Genomic DNA, 15820 nt, shown 5'->3' on the forward strand with positions numbered 1-15820 from the left:
ATTTTTGGGAAATCAGTAGCCCAGGCGTGCTGGGAGCCAGAGAGCCAGCTGCGGGAAGGCGATCACGGCGATCATCACCAGGAACATGGCCAGCAGCATGGGGCCGACCCAGCGCACGGTGGACTCCATGCGCACGCCCGCGATGCGGCAGGACACCATCAGGTTCACGGCCAGCGGCGGCGTGAACTGGCCCAGCGCCACCTTGAGCGTGAGGATGACGCCGAACCACACCGGGTCCCAGTGGTAGTGCTGCATGATCGGCAGCAGCAGCGGCACGAAGATCAGGAAGATGGAGATGCCGTCCAGGAACATGCCCACGGTGATCAGCAGCAGGATCAGCAGCGCCATCACGCCGTACTCGCCCAGGCCCGATTCCACGATGGCCTTGGCCACCGGATCGATCACGCCCAGCGTGGACAGCGAGAACGCGAAGATGCCGGCCAGCGACACCACCAGCAGGATCACGGCCGACAGCTCGCCGGCCTCGCGCAGGATGGGATACAGGTCGCGCAGCGTGATGGTGCGGTGGATCACCATGCCCACGAACAGGCCGTAGAACACGGCCACCACGGCGGCCTCGGTAGGGGTGAACCAGCCGGCGCGCATGCCGCCCAGGATCAGCACCGGGGCGGCCAGGCCCCAGGAGGCCTCGCGCAGGCTACGCCAGAACGGCGGGCGCGGCATGGACGATTCCAGCGCACCCATCCTGTGCCTGCGCGACATCCACACGGCCGGAACGATCAGCGCCACGCCGGCCAGGATGCCGGGGATCATGCCGGCCGCAAACAGCGCCGGCACCGAGGCGCCGGGCACCAGCACCGAGTAGATGATGAAGGCCACGGACGGCGGGATCAGGATGTCGGTGGCCGCGGCCGCGCCCACCACGCTGGCCGAGAAGCTGCCGGGATAGCCGGCGCGGCTCATGGCCGCGATCATCACGCCGCCCACGGCAGCGGCATTGGCCGGGCCCGAGCCCGAGATGCCGCCCAGGAACATGGCCACGGCAATCGCCACCAGGGGCAGCATGCCGGGGCCACGGCCCACGATGGCCACGGCGAAGTTCACCAGGCGCAGCGCCACGCCAGAGCGGTCGAAGATCGAGCCCACGAGCACGAACATCGGAATCGCCAGCAGCGGGTACTTGCCCAGGCCGGCATAGAAGTTCTGCGGCACGGCCAGCAGGCCGAACCACTGCGTGTCGGGGCTGGCCAGCGCGATGGCGGCCGCACCTGCCAGGCCCAGGGCCGCGCCGATGGGCACGCCCAGGAGCATCAGGCCCAGGAAGGCGATGAAGAGCAGGGTCGCGATCATGGCGCCTTCTCCTCGTCCACGAAGGCGCCGGGGCGCCCCTGGCGCAGGAACAGTTGCAGCGCGCGCAGCGTGATCAGCGCCGAGCAGATGGGCAGCCACATCGAATACCACCACTGCGGCACGCCGATGCCGGGCGAGGTTTCCTCGAAACGGTAGTCGTCCCAGACCACGCGCACGCTCAGTGCGGCGATCACCGCGAACAGCAGGGCCACCATCAGCGTGCCGAAGCGCGCCAGGCGCTTCCTGCGCAGGGCGCTGCCGCCTTCGGCGAAGTATTCGATGCGGATGTGGGCGTTGCGCGCCACGGCCGCCGAGCCCGCGACCATGGCCAGCAGGATCATCAGGAAGACCGAGATTTCCTCGGTCCACGCGAAGGAAGAGGAGGTGAAGTAGCGCACCAGCACATTGGCGAAGGTGATCAGGGCCAGCAGGGCCATGATGACCACGGTGAGCCAGTCCTCGATGCGCAGCGAACGCGGCTCGTCCGGCTGGGAAGGCGTCTCAGCGGCGCCGTTTTCGGTGGGAGGGGATGACATGGACGCGGGGAGTCAGAAAATTACACATGGCGGGGCAGATGCAGTCACTGAGCTTCCTCGGCGTCGTGTGCCGGGGGCCGTGAGGAAAAAATGTCACATTGGGTAAATGCGGCGCAGCGCCATTATGTGCGCATACGAGCGCCGCATCAGATGGCGGTTTCCTCAGTGTGGCGGCCCATGCGGGACGTTGATACGGGCATGGCCGGCGTGGAGGCACCGAGGAAGGGCCGCCCCGCACCGAGGGTGCCGTCCCCCTCCCGGAGAGAGAGGGGGAAGCGGCGTAGCCGCCCAGGGGGTGCCTTCCATCACAGCGGATAATGGCGGGCATGGAAACCAAATGGCTAGAAGATTTCGTCAGCCTGGCTGAAACACGCAGTTTCAGCCGCTCCGCCCAACTGCGGCATGTGACGCAACCTGCGTTCTCGCGCCGCATCCAGGCACTGGAGGCCTGGGCCGGCACCGACCTTGTGGACCGCAGCTCCTACCCGACCCGGCTCACGCCGGCCGGCAAGACCATGTATGACCAGGCGCTGGAGATGCTGCAGTCGCTGCAGAGCACGCGCACCATGCTGCGGGCCCATGTCAGCGCGGGCAAGGGCATGGTGGGGTTTGCCGTGCCGCACACGCTGGCCTTCACCTTCTTCCCGAACTGGGTCTCCAGCGTGCAGGCCAAGTTCGGGCCGTTCCGCAGCCGGCTGTTCGCGCTCAACGTGCACGACGCCGTGATGCGCCTGGTCGAGGGCGGCTGCGACCTGCTGATCGCCTACTTCCATCCGTCCCAGCCCTTCCAGCTTGACCCGGCGCGCTACGAGATGGTCAGCCTGGGCCATGAGGTGCTCGCCCCCTACGCCAGGCCCGACGCCGACGGCCTGCCGCTGCACCAGTTGCCGGGCCGCCAGGGCCAGCCGCTGCCCTACCTGGGCTATGCGCCGGGCGCCTACCTGGGCCGCGTGACGGAACTCATCCTCAAGGAAGCGGCCGAGGCCGTGCACCTGGAACGCGTCTACGAGACCGACATGGCCGAAGGCCTCAAGGCCATGGCGCTGGAAGGCCATGGCGTGGCCTTTTTGCCATTCAGCGCCGTGCGCAACGAGCTGGAGGCCGGCCGCCTGGTCAGCGCCGCACCTGCCGGTGACGACGGTTTCCGCATGGACATGGAAGTGCGTGCCTACCGCGAAAAACCCACCAGCAAGGATGCGCCCCAGGGCGTGGCCGGCGCGCTGTGGAACTTCCTGCTGGAGCAGGGCGAGACCATCGGCTGACACGCCAGGCGGCACACATGAAGACAAAGGGGCTCTCGAGCCCCTTTTTGCTGCACGCTGGTGCATGGCAAAGCCCTTCAAGAGACCGACTTGGTGCATGGGTTATGCCTAGGGTAAACACCTATTATGCATGGCATGCATAAGGGTTTCTGCAAACGGCATTGGCTGTGCTGCCACGCCTGGCATTAGAGTGCGCGCACAGCAGCCACGCCGTGTGCAGGCCCCCAGGCGCGCTGGATCGGGCAAAAAACGCGTGCCATGGCACGGCAGTTGCTTACCTGAATCCGGCTGACGTGCTGGAAAGCCCTAGCACGTGTCGGTGCTCCAGCACCGTGCGTGATTGCACAATATGTGTCACATCGTTGATAGTTCGAGCCAGCCCACAAGGCGACTCGACCGTTCTCATCAAGACCGTTTTCGTTCTCATCTCAGGAGACCCGTATGAAGAAGCATTTGTTGGCCATCGCCGTGACCGCCCTGGCTGCAGGCAGCGCTTTTGCGCAGGCTGGCGACACCCTGGCCAAGATCAAGTCCTCCGGCGCCGTGACGCTGGGCGTGCGTGAATCCTCCGGCCTGGGCTACACGCTGGGCAATGGCAAGTACGTGGGCTTCCACACCGAGATGGGCGAGCGCGTGCTGGCCGACATCCAGAAGCAGCTGGGCCTGGCCAAGCTGGACATCAAGTACCAGCCCGTCACCTCGCAGAACCGTATCCCCCTGGTGACCAATGGCACCGTGGACATCGAGTGCGGCTCCACCACCAACAGCCAGGCCCGCCAAAAGGATGTGGCCTTCGCCGTGACCACCTATGTGGAAGAAGTGCGCATCGCCGTCAAGGGCAACTCCGGCATCACCGGCATCAAGGACCTGAACGGCAAGACCATCGTCACGACGACGGGCACCACCTCGGTGCAGACCCTGCGCAAGAACAAGCGCGCCGACGGCCTGACCTTCAAGGAAGTCATGGGCAAGGACCACGCCGACAGCTTCCTGATGCTGGAAACCGGCCGTGCCGACGCCTTCATCATGGACGGCTCCATCCTGGCCGCCAACATCTCCAAGTCCAAGGCACCTGCCGACTACAAGATCGTCGGCGAAACCCTGTCGGTCGAGCCCATCGCCTGCATGCTGCGCAAGGACGACCCCGCCTTCAAGAAGGCCGTGGACGACTCCATCAAGCGCCAGATCGCCGACGGCTCCCTGGCCAAGCTCTATGACAAGTGGTTCATGCAGCCGATTCCCCCGGCCAACGTGAAGGTCGGCCTGCCGCTGTCCGACGCCACCAAGGACGCATGGGCCAACCCCAACGACAAGCCCATGGAGTCGTACGAAGTCAAGTAAGCACCAGCTGAATGCCGCCCCTTCTGCCATGCGGTTGGAAGGGGCGTTTTTTGTTGCGGCGCCGTTTTTGCCGGTAGTGCATTTTTCAAAAATCTGAATAAAGAGGTGCTCCTATGAGTTGGGATTGGCAGGTGTTCTGCCAGGACACCATTACCCAAGAGGTCGGTCAAAGCTGCTTCGGCAAGAACGGCGACATCACCTACCTCGACTGGATGCTGTCGGCCTGGGGCTGGACCATTTCCGTGTCGCTGCTGTCGCTGTTGATCGCATTGATCGTCGGCTCGCTGATCGGCACGCTGCGCACGCTGCCCGACCGGCCGTGGATCGTGCGGCTGGGCAATGCCTGGGTCGAACTGTTCCGCAATATTCCGCTGCTGGTCCACATCTTCATGTGGTACCACGTGGTGCCGTCCATCTTCCCCGCGCTGAAGTCCCTGCCGGGCTTCGTGCTCGTGGTGCTGGCGCTGGGCTTCTTCACCTCGGCGCGTATCGCCGAGCAGGTGCGTTCCGGCATCCAGGCGCTGCCGCGCGGCCAGCGGTACGCGGGCATGGCGCTGGGTTTCACCACGTTCCAGTACTACCGCTACGTGCTGCTGCCCATGGCGTTTCGCATCATCATTCCGCCGCTGACCAGCGAGACCATGAACGTGTTCAAGAACTCGTCCGTGGCGTTTGCCGTGTCCGTGGCCGAACTGACCATGTTCGCCATGCAGGCGCAGGAAGAGACTTCGCGCGGCATCGAGATCTACCTGGCCGTCACCGGCCTGTACGTGGTCTCCGCCTTTGCCATCAACCGCATCATGGCCTTCATCGAGAAGCGCTCGCGCGTCCCGGGCCTGATCGCTGCCAGCGGCGGAGGACACTGACATGAACCTGCAAATCGACTGGTCGTTCTTCACCTGGGACCTGTTCAGCAACTTCGTGCTGAAGGGCCTGTACTTCAGCCTGACGCTGACCGTCATCGCCACCATCGGCGGTGTGCTCTTCGGCACGCTGCTGGCGCTGATGCGCCTGTCGGGCAAGAAATGGCTCGATGTGCCCGCCACGCTCTACGTCAACGGCATGCGCTCCGTGCCGCTGGTGATGGTGATCCTGTGGTTCTTCCTGCTGATGCCGCTGATCATCGGGCGGCCCATCGGCGCCGAGGTCTCGGCCATCATCACCTTCATCGCCTTCGAGGCGGCCTACTTCAGCGAGATCATGCGCGCGGGCATCCAGTCCATCCCGCGCGGCCAGGTCTTCGCGGGCCAGGCCATGGGCATGACCTATGGGCAGAACATGCGCCTCGTGGTGCTGCCCCAGGCCTTCCGCAACATGCTGCCCGTGCTGCTGACGCAGACCATCATCCTGTTCCAGGACACCTCGCTGGTCTATGCCATCGGTGCCTACGACATGCTCAAGGGCTTCGAAGTGGCCGGCAAGAACTACGGCCGTCCCATCGAATCCTATCTGGCCGCTGGCGTGACCTACTTCGTGCTGTGCTATTCGCTGTCCTGGGCAGTGAAGCGCCTGCACAAAAAGATTGCCATCATTCGATGACACACCACCCCCTGAGTCGCTTCGCGCCTTCCCCCTTGAAGGGGGACGACGGCCTTGGCTGCGGGGCGGCCCTTGCTGGCCGTCCCGCCCCCATGACCGCGCCCCTTGTCGGCGCGGCGATGGACAACTGACACGAGTCGGAGTGAACCAATGATTGAACTCAAGAACGTTTCCAAGTGGTACGGCAGCTTTCAAGTGCTGACCGACTGCTCCACCAACATCCAGAAGGGTGAGGTCGTGGTGGTCTGCGGCCCGTCGGGCTCGGGCAAGTCCACGCTGATCAAGACCATCAACGCGCTGGAGCCCTTCCAGAAGGGCGAGATCTTCGTGGACGGCGTGGCCGTGCACGATCCCAAGACCAACCTGCCCAAGCTGCGCAGCCGCGTGGGCATGGTGTTCCAGCACTTCGAGCTGTTCCCGCACCTGTCGGTGACCGAGAACCTGACCATTGCCCAGGTCAAGGTGCTGGGCCGCAGCGCGGACGACGCCAGGAAGCGCGGCCTCAAGATGCTGGACCGCGTGGGCCTGACGGCGCACAAGGACAAGTTCCCGGGCCAGCTGTCGGGCGGCCAGCAGCAGCGCGTGGCCATTGCGCGCGCGCTGTCCATGGACCCCATCGTGATGCTGTTCGACGAACCCACCTCCGCGCTGGACCCCGAAATGGTCGGCGAAGTGCTGGACGTGATGATCGGCCTGGCCAACGAAGGCATGACCATGATGTGCGTGACCCACGAAATGGGCTTTGCGCGCAAGGTGGCCAGCCGCGTGATCTTCATGGACGTGGGCGGCAAGATCCTGGAGGACTGCTCCAAGGACGAATTCTTCGGCAACCCGGAAGCGCGCCAGCCCCGGACCAAGGAATTCCTCAACAAGATCCTGCAGCACTGAACCGGTGCGGCCCTTGCGGGCACGGCAATCAAGGGGCGCTTCGGCGCCCCTTTTTTGTGGCCGCGGAGAGACGATGATGAGAATCGTTCTCGATACAATCGCCGGCTCAGCTGTTTGCACCGTGCTCCAGATCCCGCCCCCATTTCCCCGCCACCGGACAACTTCCACGTCCGCCGTGCCATGCCTGCCATGAAGCGCGACGACGCCCCGGGAGAGCCCGGTGGCCATTCCCGCAGTCTCTACACCCGCTGGCGCAAGCCGCTGCAGCGCATGCTGGCGCGGTACTTCAAGAGCCCGGCCGATATCGAGGATGCCTCCCAGGAAGTCTTCGTGCGCATGCTGTCGGCCGACAAGCGCCTGCCTGTGGACGAAGAGCGGCCCTATCTGCATCAGGTCGTGCGCAGCGTGGCGGCCTTCGCGCACCGCACGGCGCCGCAGCAGGCCGGTGTGCGGCTGGTGTCCGTGGAGGATTGCCGCGACGAGGTCGAGGCCCTGCCGGCCCGCGACGGAGCCGACCATGCGCTGGACGATGAGCGCCGCCAGCGCCTGGCCCGGCTGCGCGATGCCCTGAACGAGCTGCCCGAGCGCCAGCGCCAGGCCTTCGTGCTGCACCGCGTGCAGGAACTGACGCTGGAGCAGACGGCCGAGCGCATGGACATCACCGTGCGCATGGTCTCGCGCCACCTGAGCCGGGCACTGTCCTATTGCGAGATCCGCGTACGCTACGCCAGCGCCGAGCAAATGCGTGCCCTGCTGCGCGCAGACGAGCAGCGGCCGGGCGCCGCAGAGAACACACGATGAGCAACGAACTTCCCCCGGGCGTTTCGCCGCAGGAGCTGGTGGGGCTGCATGACAGGGCGGCCGACTGGTTCGTGCGCCGCCAGCAGCCGGACTGGACGGGCGCCGATGAGCGCGCGCTGGATGCGTGGCTGGGCGCCCACCCGCTGCACCGCAGCATCTTCGAAGGCATGTCGCGCCACTGGCATGGCGCGCCACAACTCAGGGAATTGTTTCCCGATGAGTTCGGCGCAGCGGTGCCGCCCGCCGCGCCTGCCGTCTGCGCTGCACCAGCGGCCGCGCCGCCGCGCCAGCGCGTTCTTGCCCGCTGGCCCGGCCGCCCTGCGGCGGCCCTGTCCGTGCTGGCGGTGGTCTCGCTGCTGGCCTGGGGTGGCTGGTACCGCTGGGACCACACGCCAGGCTATACGCTGCAGGCCCGCACGGCGCCCGGGCAGACGCAGAGCATCGAGCTGCCCGATGGCTCGCGCGTGGCCCTCAACGTGGACAGCGAACTCCAGGTGCGCTACTACCCGCGCCGCCGCGAGGTGGTGCTGGATCGGGGCGAGGCCTTCTTCGAGGTCACGCCCGGCCCGGACAGGCCCTTCACCGTGGACTCCGGCGCCAGCCGCGTCCGGGTGGTGGGCACCGCGTTCAATGTGCGCGCCGGGCCGCCGCGGCTGGTGGTGAAGGTGCTGGAGGGCAAGGTGCAGCTGCGGCCCGAGCGTGACCGGGCCGGGGGCGATGTCCTGCTGCTGGCGGCAGGCGCGGGCGTGGCTGTGGACGGCGCCGGCCGGCACAGCGCCGTGGTGGCCGATGCGGACAGCGTGGGCGACTGGCGCACGGGCCAGGTGCGCTTCAGCGGCACGCCGCTGGCGGAGGTGGCGCAGGAGCTGTCGCGCTATCTGGGTGCGCCCGTGGAGCTGGGCGACGAGTCGCTGGGCCGCCTGCGTGTCTCGGGCCTGCTGGCCACGGCCGCGCCCGAGCGCTTTGTGCGCGCGCTGCCGGCCTTGATTGCGGTGCGCGTGCAGCCGCGCAGCGGCGGAGGTTGGCTGATCGTGCGGGGATGAATCGAAGGATGGGAAACAATTTGTTTCAAATTGGTGAACAACCCCAGGTTCCAGCTTTGCACCGCTCTTGGCTTCTATAGGGGCAGGGGCGTGGATTTTCCAGGCCCGCACGGCTGCCAGCCAAGGACCACCGAGGGCGCTCGTCCCTCACGCCCCAGCCAACGGCCGCAACACCTGACGCGCATGCGCGGGTGGGCTGGCATGGCTTGTCCGGCGCGGTTCCTGATCGCCCGCGACGGCTGCCTGCGGCCTGCCCGTCGCGTGCCCGTGCAACGGCACAGCAACGGAGAGGCAATGAGAGCGCAAGAAGCAGCAGGCAGGGAATTCGCAGGCAGGGGCACACATGCCCGACGCAGGAACATGAAGGAGCAGGGCGCCGGCCCGCAGGCCAGTCCGCGCCTGCTGGCGTGGCTGGTGGCCGGTGCCGTGGCCGGCATGGGCGCCGCGCCGTCCGCCCGTGCGCAACAGCTTCAGCAGCCGGCCGCCTCTTCACCGATGCCGTCATCCGGACAGCGGCTGGCCTTTGACCAGCCGGCCCAGCCGCTGATCAACGCGCTGCGCGCCTTTGGCCGCCAGACCCAGTTCCAGGTGCTGTACGACGAAGCCGTGCTGGTCGGCCGCCAGGCGCCGGCCCTCCGGGGCAGCTTCACGCCGCAGGAGGCCATGGACCGGCTGTTGGCCGGCACCGGCGTGACCGCGCACAGCACCGAGCAGGGCACGTTCACGCTGCGAAAGGCGCCTGCGCCTGAGCCTGCGCCGCAGGCGTCGGCGGGCACCACGCTGTCCACGGTCAACGTGACCTCGCAGCGCATGGCCGCGCCGGGCAGCTACGTGGGCAGCGGCAGGAGCGCCAGCACCAAGCTGGACACGCCGCTGATCGAGACGCCGCGCTCCATCTCCATCGTCACCCAGGAGCAGCTGCAGAACCAGGCGCCCAAGAGCATCGAGCAGGCCCTGTCGTACACGGCCGGCGTGTCCACCGAAGTCACGGGCGCGGACCTGCGCATGACGGGCGCCATCATCCGGGGTTTCAGCGATGGCAGCTCCTACTACAAGGACGGCCTGCGGCAGTTCTCGGCCGGCACCTATGGTTCGTGGAACGACGAGATCGACGAGCTGGACAGCATCGAGGTCATCAAGGGCCCGGCCTCCGTGCTCTTTGGCCAGGGGCGGCCGGGCGGCGTGATCAACGTGGTCTCCAAGAAACCCGAGGCCGACCATGTGAACAGCGTGGGCCTGTCCTATGGCCGCTACCAGCGCGCCCAGGCCACGGCCGATCTGGGCGGCGCGCTGGATGCCTCGGGCGACCTGCTGTACCGGCTCAACCTCAAGGCGCGTGACAGCGACGGACGCACCGTGGGCTCGCGCGATGACCGCATCTCCATCGCGCCCTCGCTGCGCTGGAACCTCTCCGGCCGCACCCACCTGACCGTGCTGGGCAGTTACTCGCGCGAGCGCGGCACGCCCAAGTCCTGGTGGCCCAGCCTGTTCACCTACCCGCAGATCAAGGACCTGCCTGCGCACCTGACCGCCGGCGACCCGTCCTTCGACCGCTTCAACCGCGACACGCGATCGCTGGGCTACGAGTTCTCGCACCAGACCGACAGCGGCTGGCAGCTCACGCAGAACCTGCGCTACTCCACCATCGACATCGATTACCGCCATATCTACGCCATGGACGTGCTGGCCGACGGCCGAAGCGTCTCGCGCGCCAGCCTGGCCCAGCGCACCAAGGGCCGCACGCTGGCGCTGGACACCCGCCTGCAAAAGGACCTGCGATGGGGCGGGCTGCAGCACCGGCTGGCCTTCGGCATGGACCATGTGAAGTACAAGGAGCGCGGCGGCCTGGGCTTTGGCTGGGATGTGCCCGACCTGGACATGCTCGACCCCGCCTATGGCCAGTCCATCGCCTATCCAGAGCTGGAGGACAGCCGCACGGACCTGCGCCAGACCGGCATCTACACGCTCAACCAGTTCAAGTGGGACCGCTGGGTGGCCAATCTCAGCCTGCGCCATGACCAGGCGCGCACCACGCAGAACAGCAGCACCCAGCCGCGCATGAGCGACAGCGCCACCACCGGCAGCGCGGGCCTGCTCTACCTGTTCGACAGCGGCTGGGCGCCCTATGCGAGCTATGCGACCTCCTTCGATCCGGTCACGGGCCTGCAGTACGACGGCAATCCGTTCGAGCCCCGGCGCGGCAAGCAGTACGAGGCGGGCGTGAAGTACCAGCCTCCGGGAAGCACCTCGCTGATCACGGCCTCGGTCTTCGACCTGCGCCAGACCAACGTCACCACGCTGGACCCCGACCACCCGCGCTTCAGCATCCAGACGGGCGAGGTGCGCTCCACGGGGCTGGAGCTGGAAGGCCGCTTCGCGCTCACGCGCGAGCTGAACGCGCTGGCCAGCTACACCTACCTGGACCCGCGCACCACGCAGAGCAACCGGCCCGCCGAAATCGGCCGCCAGACCATACAGACCACACGCCACATGGCCAGCCTGTGGCTGGACTACCGCCCGCGCGCGGTGCCGGGCCTGATGGTGGCCGGCGGCCTGCGCTACAAGGGTCGCTCTCCCTACAACGTGGCGGCGGACGGCACGCTGAACATCAACGACTCCGCCACGCTGGCCGACCTGGCGCTGGCCTACGAGACGCCGCAGTACCGCATCGCGCTGAACATCAACAACCTGTTCAACCGCAAGTACTTCGCAGGCATCTTCCGCGGCGTGGATCGCGAGGCCACGCTGAGCTTCAAGTACTACTGGTCTATGTAGAAGACCTGCGCGCGGTGGGCTTGCGCGCGGCGCGAGCCGGCCCGCGCGGCTCGGGCGTCCTGATCAGCTGGTGGTTGAACTCCCTCCACAGCGCGTCGCGCCGGGCCAGCGCCTCGGACACATCGGCATGGCGCAACTGGGCCACGGCCGAGACCAGGGCATTGCACAGGTAGAAGGCGGCCGTGTAGGAGTGAAAGGGCGAGGCATTGGCCGTGCGCACCTGCAGCCAGTGGTGGGCCACGGTGGCCAGGGGGGCCGTGGGGCTGTCGGTGATGGCCAGCACCCGGGCGCCGGCTTCCGAAAATCGCTGCGCCACCTCGTAGGTGCCGCGTGAATACTGGCTCACGCTGAAGGCCAGCAGCGTGTCGGTGGGGCCTACCCACAGCAGCTGGTCGGCCGGGGCGATGGCGCCTGCATCCAGCTGCTGCACGCCGGGGCGGCACATGTTCAGGTGCAGGGCCAGCCAGGCGGAGACCGGCGAGCTGTTGAGCTGGGCCAGCACGAACACCCGGCCCTCGTCCTGCGCGAGCTGCCGGGCCATGGACTCGAAGGCCGCCATGTCCAGCCCCTCGCGCGTGGACTGGATGTTGTGCTGGTCGTGCAGCAGTGCATCGTCCACGCACTCGCTCAGGCTGCGCTGCGCGCCCAGCAGCACGGGCGCGCGCTGGGCAGCCGTCTGCAGCAGCGCCGTCACCTCGCCGCGCGCCTCGCGCTGGGCCTCGGCATAGCTGGCATAGCCGAGCTTGGCGAACAGGCGCACCACGGTCGAGGCGCTGGTGCCTGTGCGCGCTGCCAGGGCGGTGGCCGATTCCAGCAGCGCATGCGGATAGTCGCTGCCCAGGGTCTGGGCCAGCGTCTGCTCGCTGGCCGTCAGTTCCGCGCCCTGCTGCGCCAGGCGCTGCGGCAGCAGCAGCGCGGCTTTTTGCAATGGTGATTTCATGTTTTTCTTGTATATGCAACGTATGTTGCAAAATAGGGGGTCGCGTGCAACACTGCATGCACTCTGGAGATTCCACCATGCACGATACCCTCGAACAAAGCCGCGTGCAGCAGCGCGCGAGACTGCTGGACTGGCTGGGCGGCCAGCAGCAGGCCATGCAAGACCTGTTGCACAGGATTGTCGATATCGACAGCGGCAGCCGCGACGAAGCCGGCATCCTGGCCGTGGCCCAGGCACTGCGCGAGCGGCTGGAGGCGGCCGGCGTGGCCGTGCGCTTCGAGGACGTGCCCGGCTACGGCGTGCTGCTGCATGCCGACGTGCCCGGGCCCGGCGAGGGCGCGCCCATCTATCTGATGGGCCACATGGACACGGTCTTTCCGGCCGGCACCGTGGCGCGCCGCCCCTTCCGCGTGGAAGAAGGCCGGGCCTACGGTCCCGGCGTGGCCGACATGAAGTCGGGCCTGGTGCTCAACGTCTTCGTGGCCGAGGCCTTTGCGCGCTGCGGCGGCCTGGGCGCGCCGCTCAAGCTGTTCTTCTCGTGCGACGAGGAGATCGGCTCGCCCGCCACGCGCCAGACCATCATGGATACGGTGCGCGGTGCGCGCGCCGTCTTCAACGCCGAGCCGGGCCGCGTCAGCGGCAACCTGGTGACCAGCCGCAAGGGATCGATGGCCGTGGAGTTCGAGGTACAGGGCGTGGCCGCCCACGCCGGCATCAACCACGCGGCCGGCGCCAGCGCGCTGGAAGCCATGGCGCGCAAGCTGCTGGCCCTGCATGCGCTGACCGATCCCGCCACGGGCACGACCACCAATGTGGGCGTGCTGCAGGGCGGCATCGTGCCGAACATGGTGGCGCCCCACGCCAAGGCCGAGCTCGATGTGCGCTACACGGCCCAGACCGATCCCGATGCGCTGATGGAGCGCATCCGCGCCATCGTGGAGGAAGAATCCGTGCCCCGCACCCAGGGCCGCGTCACCGCCGTGCGCCGCACCCTGCCCATGGCGCCCACGCCCGATGCGCTGCTGCAGCTGTACCGTCGCGGCGCGCAGTCGCTGGGCTTCGACGTGCAGGGCGAGTTCACGGGCGGCGCGGCCGACAGCGGCCTCACGGCCTCGGTGGGCGTGCCCACGCTGTGCGCCACCGGCCCCGTGGGCGGCCATCCCCATACCGAGCGCGAGTACTGCGAGCTGGCCACCTTCGTGCCGCGCGCCCAGGCCGTGGCCCTCGCCATCTTCGACCATCCTTGACTCCGCTGATACCCATGAAAAACCTGTCCGTGAATGCATCCTTCCCCACCCGCCGCAAGCTGCTGGGCGCAGGCCTTGGCCTGGCGGGCCTGTCCGCGCTGGCGCCGATGGCCGCACGCGCCGATGACAAGTACCCCTCGCGCCCGATCACGCTGGTCGTGCCGTTTCCGCCCGGCGGCTCGGTGGACATCATGGGCCGCCAGTACGCCGAGCCCCTGTCGCGCATCCTGGGCGTGCCCATCGTGGTGGAGAACCGTCCCGGCGCGGGCGGCTCGGTCGCCACGCAGTACGTGTCGCGCGCCAAGCCGGACGGCTACACCCTGGTCGTGTCCTCGCAAAGCAGCCACCTGGCCAATCCGCTGACCCAGCCCAAGATCGGCTACGACCCCATCAAGGACTTCGAGAACATCGCCATCCTGGGCCGCCAGCCCAATGCGTTGATGGTGCATTCCAGCCTGCCCGTGAAGAACTTCCAGGAGTTCATCGAGTACGTGAAAAAGCGCCCCGGCCAGGTCAACTACGGCAGCGCCGGCATCGGCAGCATGGGCCAGCTCAATGTGGAAATGCTCAAGGCCGCCACGGGCATCTTCGCCACGCACATCCCCTACCGTGGCGGCTCGCCGCTGGTCACGGCGGCCATCGGCAACGAGGTGCAGTTCATCCTCGACAACCTGGTCTTCATGCTGCCCCACGTGCAGTCGGGCAAGGTGCGCGCCCTGGTCGTGGCCTCGGAGCAGCGCCTGCCCATGCTGCCCGACGTGCCCACCATGGCCGAGGTCGGCTATCCCCAGCTCAACATGAGCTCCTGGACCGGCATCGCGGCGCCTGCGGGCACGCCCGACGCCATCGTGCAGACGCTGCACAAGGCCGTGCGCCAGGCCGCCACCGCGCCTGCCATGGTGGCCAGCCTCAAGGAGCGCGGCGTGGTCGCGCCCGAGGAGATGAGCCCTGCCGCGTTCGAGAAGATGATGGCCGAGCGCCTGAAGCTCTTCGGCGAGGTGGTGCGCAAGGCCCATATCGTGGCCGAGTAAGCAGGGCACGCCCAGGGCGCCCCCAGGGCGCCCCGGATGGCCGGACGCAGCCGACGTATTTCCATAAGGAGGAGACATGGGCATGACCCCTATCGCCCGCCAGGCTGCCAGCCACCCTTCCCGCCGCCGCGTGCTCGGCGCGGGGCTGGGCCTGGGTATGCTGGCGCCGCTTGCGGCGCTGGCCGCCGAAGGCAAGGCCGCCGGCTACCCCTCGCGCCAGATCAGCTTCATCGTGCCGTTCCCTCCGGGCGGTTCGGTGGATGCCATGGCACGCCAGTACGCCGAGCCCATGGCACGCATCCTGGGCGTGCCCATCGTCGTGGAGAACCGGCCCGGCGCGGGCGGCTCGGTGGCCGCGCTGGCCGTGGCGCGCGCCAAGCCGGACGGCTACACCCTGGTCGTGTCCTCGCAGAGCAGCCACCTGGCCAATCCTCTGACCCAGCCCAAGGTGGGCTACGACCCCATCAAGGATTTCGAGAACATCGCCATCCTGGGCCGCCTGCCCAATGTGCTGGTCGTGCCCGCCAGCCTGCCCATCCGCAGCTTTGCGGAGTTCATCGCCTATGCCAAAAAGCACCCTGGCCAGCTCAACTACGGCAGCGGCGGCACGGGCAGCATGGGCCAGCTCAACATGGAGATGTTCAAGGCCGATGCGGGCCTGGACATCACCCATGTTCCCTACCGGGGCGGCACGCTGCTGGTCACCTCGGTGCTGGCGGGCGAGGTGCAGGTGTTCCTGGACAACCTCATCTCCATGCTGCCCCACATCCAGGCAGGCAAGGTGCGCGCCCTGGCCGTGGCCTCCGAGCAGCGCGTGGCGCAGCTGTCCGATGTGCCCACCCTGGCCGAGGTGGGCTACCCGCAGCTGAACATGAGCTCATGGACCGGCCTGGCCGCGCCGGCCGGCACGCCCGCGCCCGTGGTGCAGGCCCTCTTCAAGGCCGTGCGCCAGGCCGCCACGGCGCCGGCCATGGTGGCCAGCCTGCAGGACCGTGGCGTGACCCCGCCCGAGGAAATGAGCCCCGCCGCCTTCGAGGCCATGATGTCCGAGCGCCTCAAGCGCTTTGGCGAGGTGGTGCGCAGGACGGGCATCGTGGCCGAGTGAG

General features: G+C 67.6%; 14 protein-coding genes. 11 read left to right on the plus strand and 3 right to left on the minus strand.

Annotated features, from left to right (window positions below; translation table 11 throughout):
- Window positions 1-12: 12 nt before the first annotated feature.
- Window positions 13-1311: a TRAP transporter large permease gene (locus ACN20X_RS06770; RefSeq protein ID WP_016451794.1), complete on the minus strand. Its 1299-nt coding sequence runs from the start codon at window positions 1309-1311 to the stop codon at window positions 13-15.
- Window positions 1308-1847 carry a TRAP transporter small permease gene (locus tag ACN20X_RS06775; RefSeq protein WP_016450270.1) on the minus strand — a complete coding sequence of 180 codons (540 nt, stop codon included), beginning with the start codon at window positions 1845-1847 and terminating at the stop codon, window positions 1308-1310. The genes ACN20X_RS06770 and ACN20X_RS06775 overlap by 4 nt, the downstream gene beginning before the upstream one ends.
- A gap of 326 nt (window positions 1848-2173) precedes the next feature.
- On the opposite strand from ACN20X_RS06775, the gene ACN20X_RS06780 reads away from it, so the two are divergent.
- The 8 genes from ACN20X_RS06780 (at window position 2174) to ACN20X_RS06815 (ending at window position 11496) form a co-directional block, all read left to right on the plus strand.
- Window positions 2174-3109 (plus strand): LysR substrate-binding domain-containing protein, encoded by a 936-nt coding sequence (locus ACN20X_RS06780; protein WP_016450271.1) that lies wholly within the window; start codon window positions 2174-2176, stop codon window positions 3107-3109.
- A gap of 441 nt (window positions 3110-3550) precedes the next feature.
- The gene (locus ACN20X_RS06785) at window positions 3551-4450 is read left to right on the plus strand and encodes a transporter substrate-binding domain-containing protein (protein ID WP_016450272.1); all 900 of its coding nucleotides are present in this window, start codon (window positions 3551-3553) and stop codon (window positions 4448-4450) included.
- 113 nt (window positions 4451-4563) lie between these two features.
- Entirely contained in the window at window positions 4564-5316 is a 753-nt protein-coding gene (locus ACN20X_RS06790; protein WP_016450273.1) for an amino acid ABC transporter permease, read from the plus strand.
- 1 nt (window position 5317) lies between these two features.
- On the plus strand, window positions 5318-5989 hold the full coding sequence (locus ACN20X_RS06795; RefSeq protein ID WP_016450274.1) for an amino acid ABC transporter permease: 672 nt from the start codon (window positions 5318-5320) through the stop codon (window positions 5987-5989).
- Window positions 5990-6139: 150 nt separating this feature from the next.
- Window positions 6140-6877: an amino acid ABC transporter ATP-binding protein gene (locus tag ACN20X_RS06800; protein ID WP_016450275.1), complete on the plus strand. Its 738-nt coding sequence runs from the start codon at window positions 6140-6142 to the stop codon at window positions 6875-6877.
- A 189-nt stretch (window positions 6878-7066) separates the two neighbouring features.
- Entirely contained in the window at window positions 7067-7678 is a 612-nt protein-coding gene (locus tag ACN20X_RS06805; protein WP_224986090.1) for an RNA polymerase sigma factor, read from the plus strand.
- Window positions 7675-8721 carry a FecR family protein gene (locus ACN20X_RS06810; protein WP_310035865.1) on the plus strand — a complete coding sequence of 349 codons (1047 nt, stop codon included), beginning with the start codon at window positions 7675-7677 and terminating at the stop codon, window positions 8719-8721. Before ACN20X_RS06805 ends, ACN20X_RS06810 begins: the two co-directional genes overlap by 4 nt.
- Window positions 8722-9081: 360 nt before the next feature.
- Entirely contained in the window at window positions 9082-11496 is a 2415-nt protein-coding gene (locus tag ACN20X_RS06815) for a TonB-dependent siderophore receptor (RefSeq protein WP_473210386.1), read from the plus strand.
- Here the strand turns inward: ACN20X_RS06815 and ACN20X_RS06820 are convergent.
- Window positions 11489-12436, minus strand: a complete 948-nt coding sequence (locus tag ACN20X_RS06820; protein ID WP_126311317.1) for a MurR/RpiR family transcriptional regulator — start codon at window positions 12434-12436, stop codon at window positions 11489-11491. The genes ACN20X_RS06815 and ACN20X_RS06820 overlap by 8 nt on opposite strands.
- Window positions 12437-12513: 77 nt before the next feature.
- On the opposite strand from ACN20X_RS06820, the gene ACN20X_RS06825 reads away from it, so the two are divergent.
- From ACN20X_RS06825 to ACN20X_RS06835, 3 genes are all read left to right on the plus strand, one after another.
- Window positions 12514-13683: a M20 family metallopeptidase gene (locus ACN20X_RS06825; protein ID WP_016451791.1), complete on the plus strand. Its 1170-nt coding sequence runs from the start codon at window positions 12514-12516 to the stop codon at window positions 13681-13683.
- A 14-nt stretch (window positions 13684-13697) separates the two neighbouring features.
- Window positions 13698-14714, plus strand: a complete 1017-nt coding sequence (locus ACN20X_RS06830; RefSeq protein ID WP_154835751.1) for a Bug family tripartite tricarboxylate transporter substrate binding protein — start codon at window positions 13698-13700, stop codon at window positions 14712-14714.
- Between the two features lie 76 nt (window positions 14715-14790).
- On the plus strand, window positions 14791-15819 hold the full coding sequence (locus tag ACN20X_RS06835; RefSeq protein WP_473210387.1) for a Bug family tripartite tricarboxylate transporter substrate binding protein: 1029 nt from the start codon (window positions 14791-14793) through the stop codon (window positions 15817-15819).
- The last annotated feature ends 1 nt before the right edge of the window (window position 15820 follow it).

The sequence above is a fragment of the Delftia sp. PX-1 genome (genome assembly GCF_055797465.1).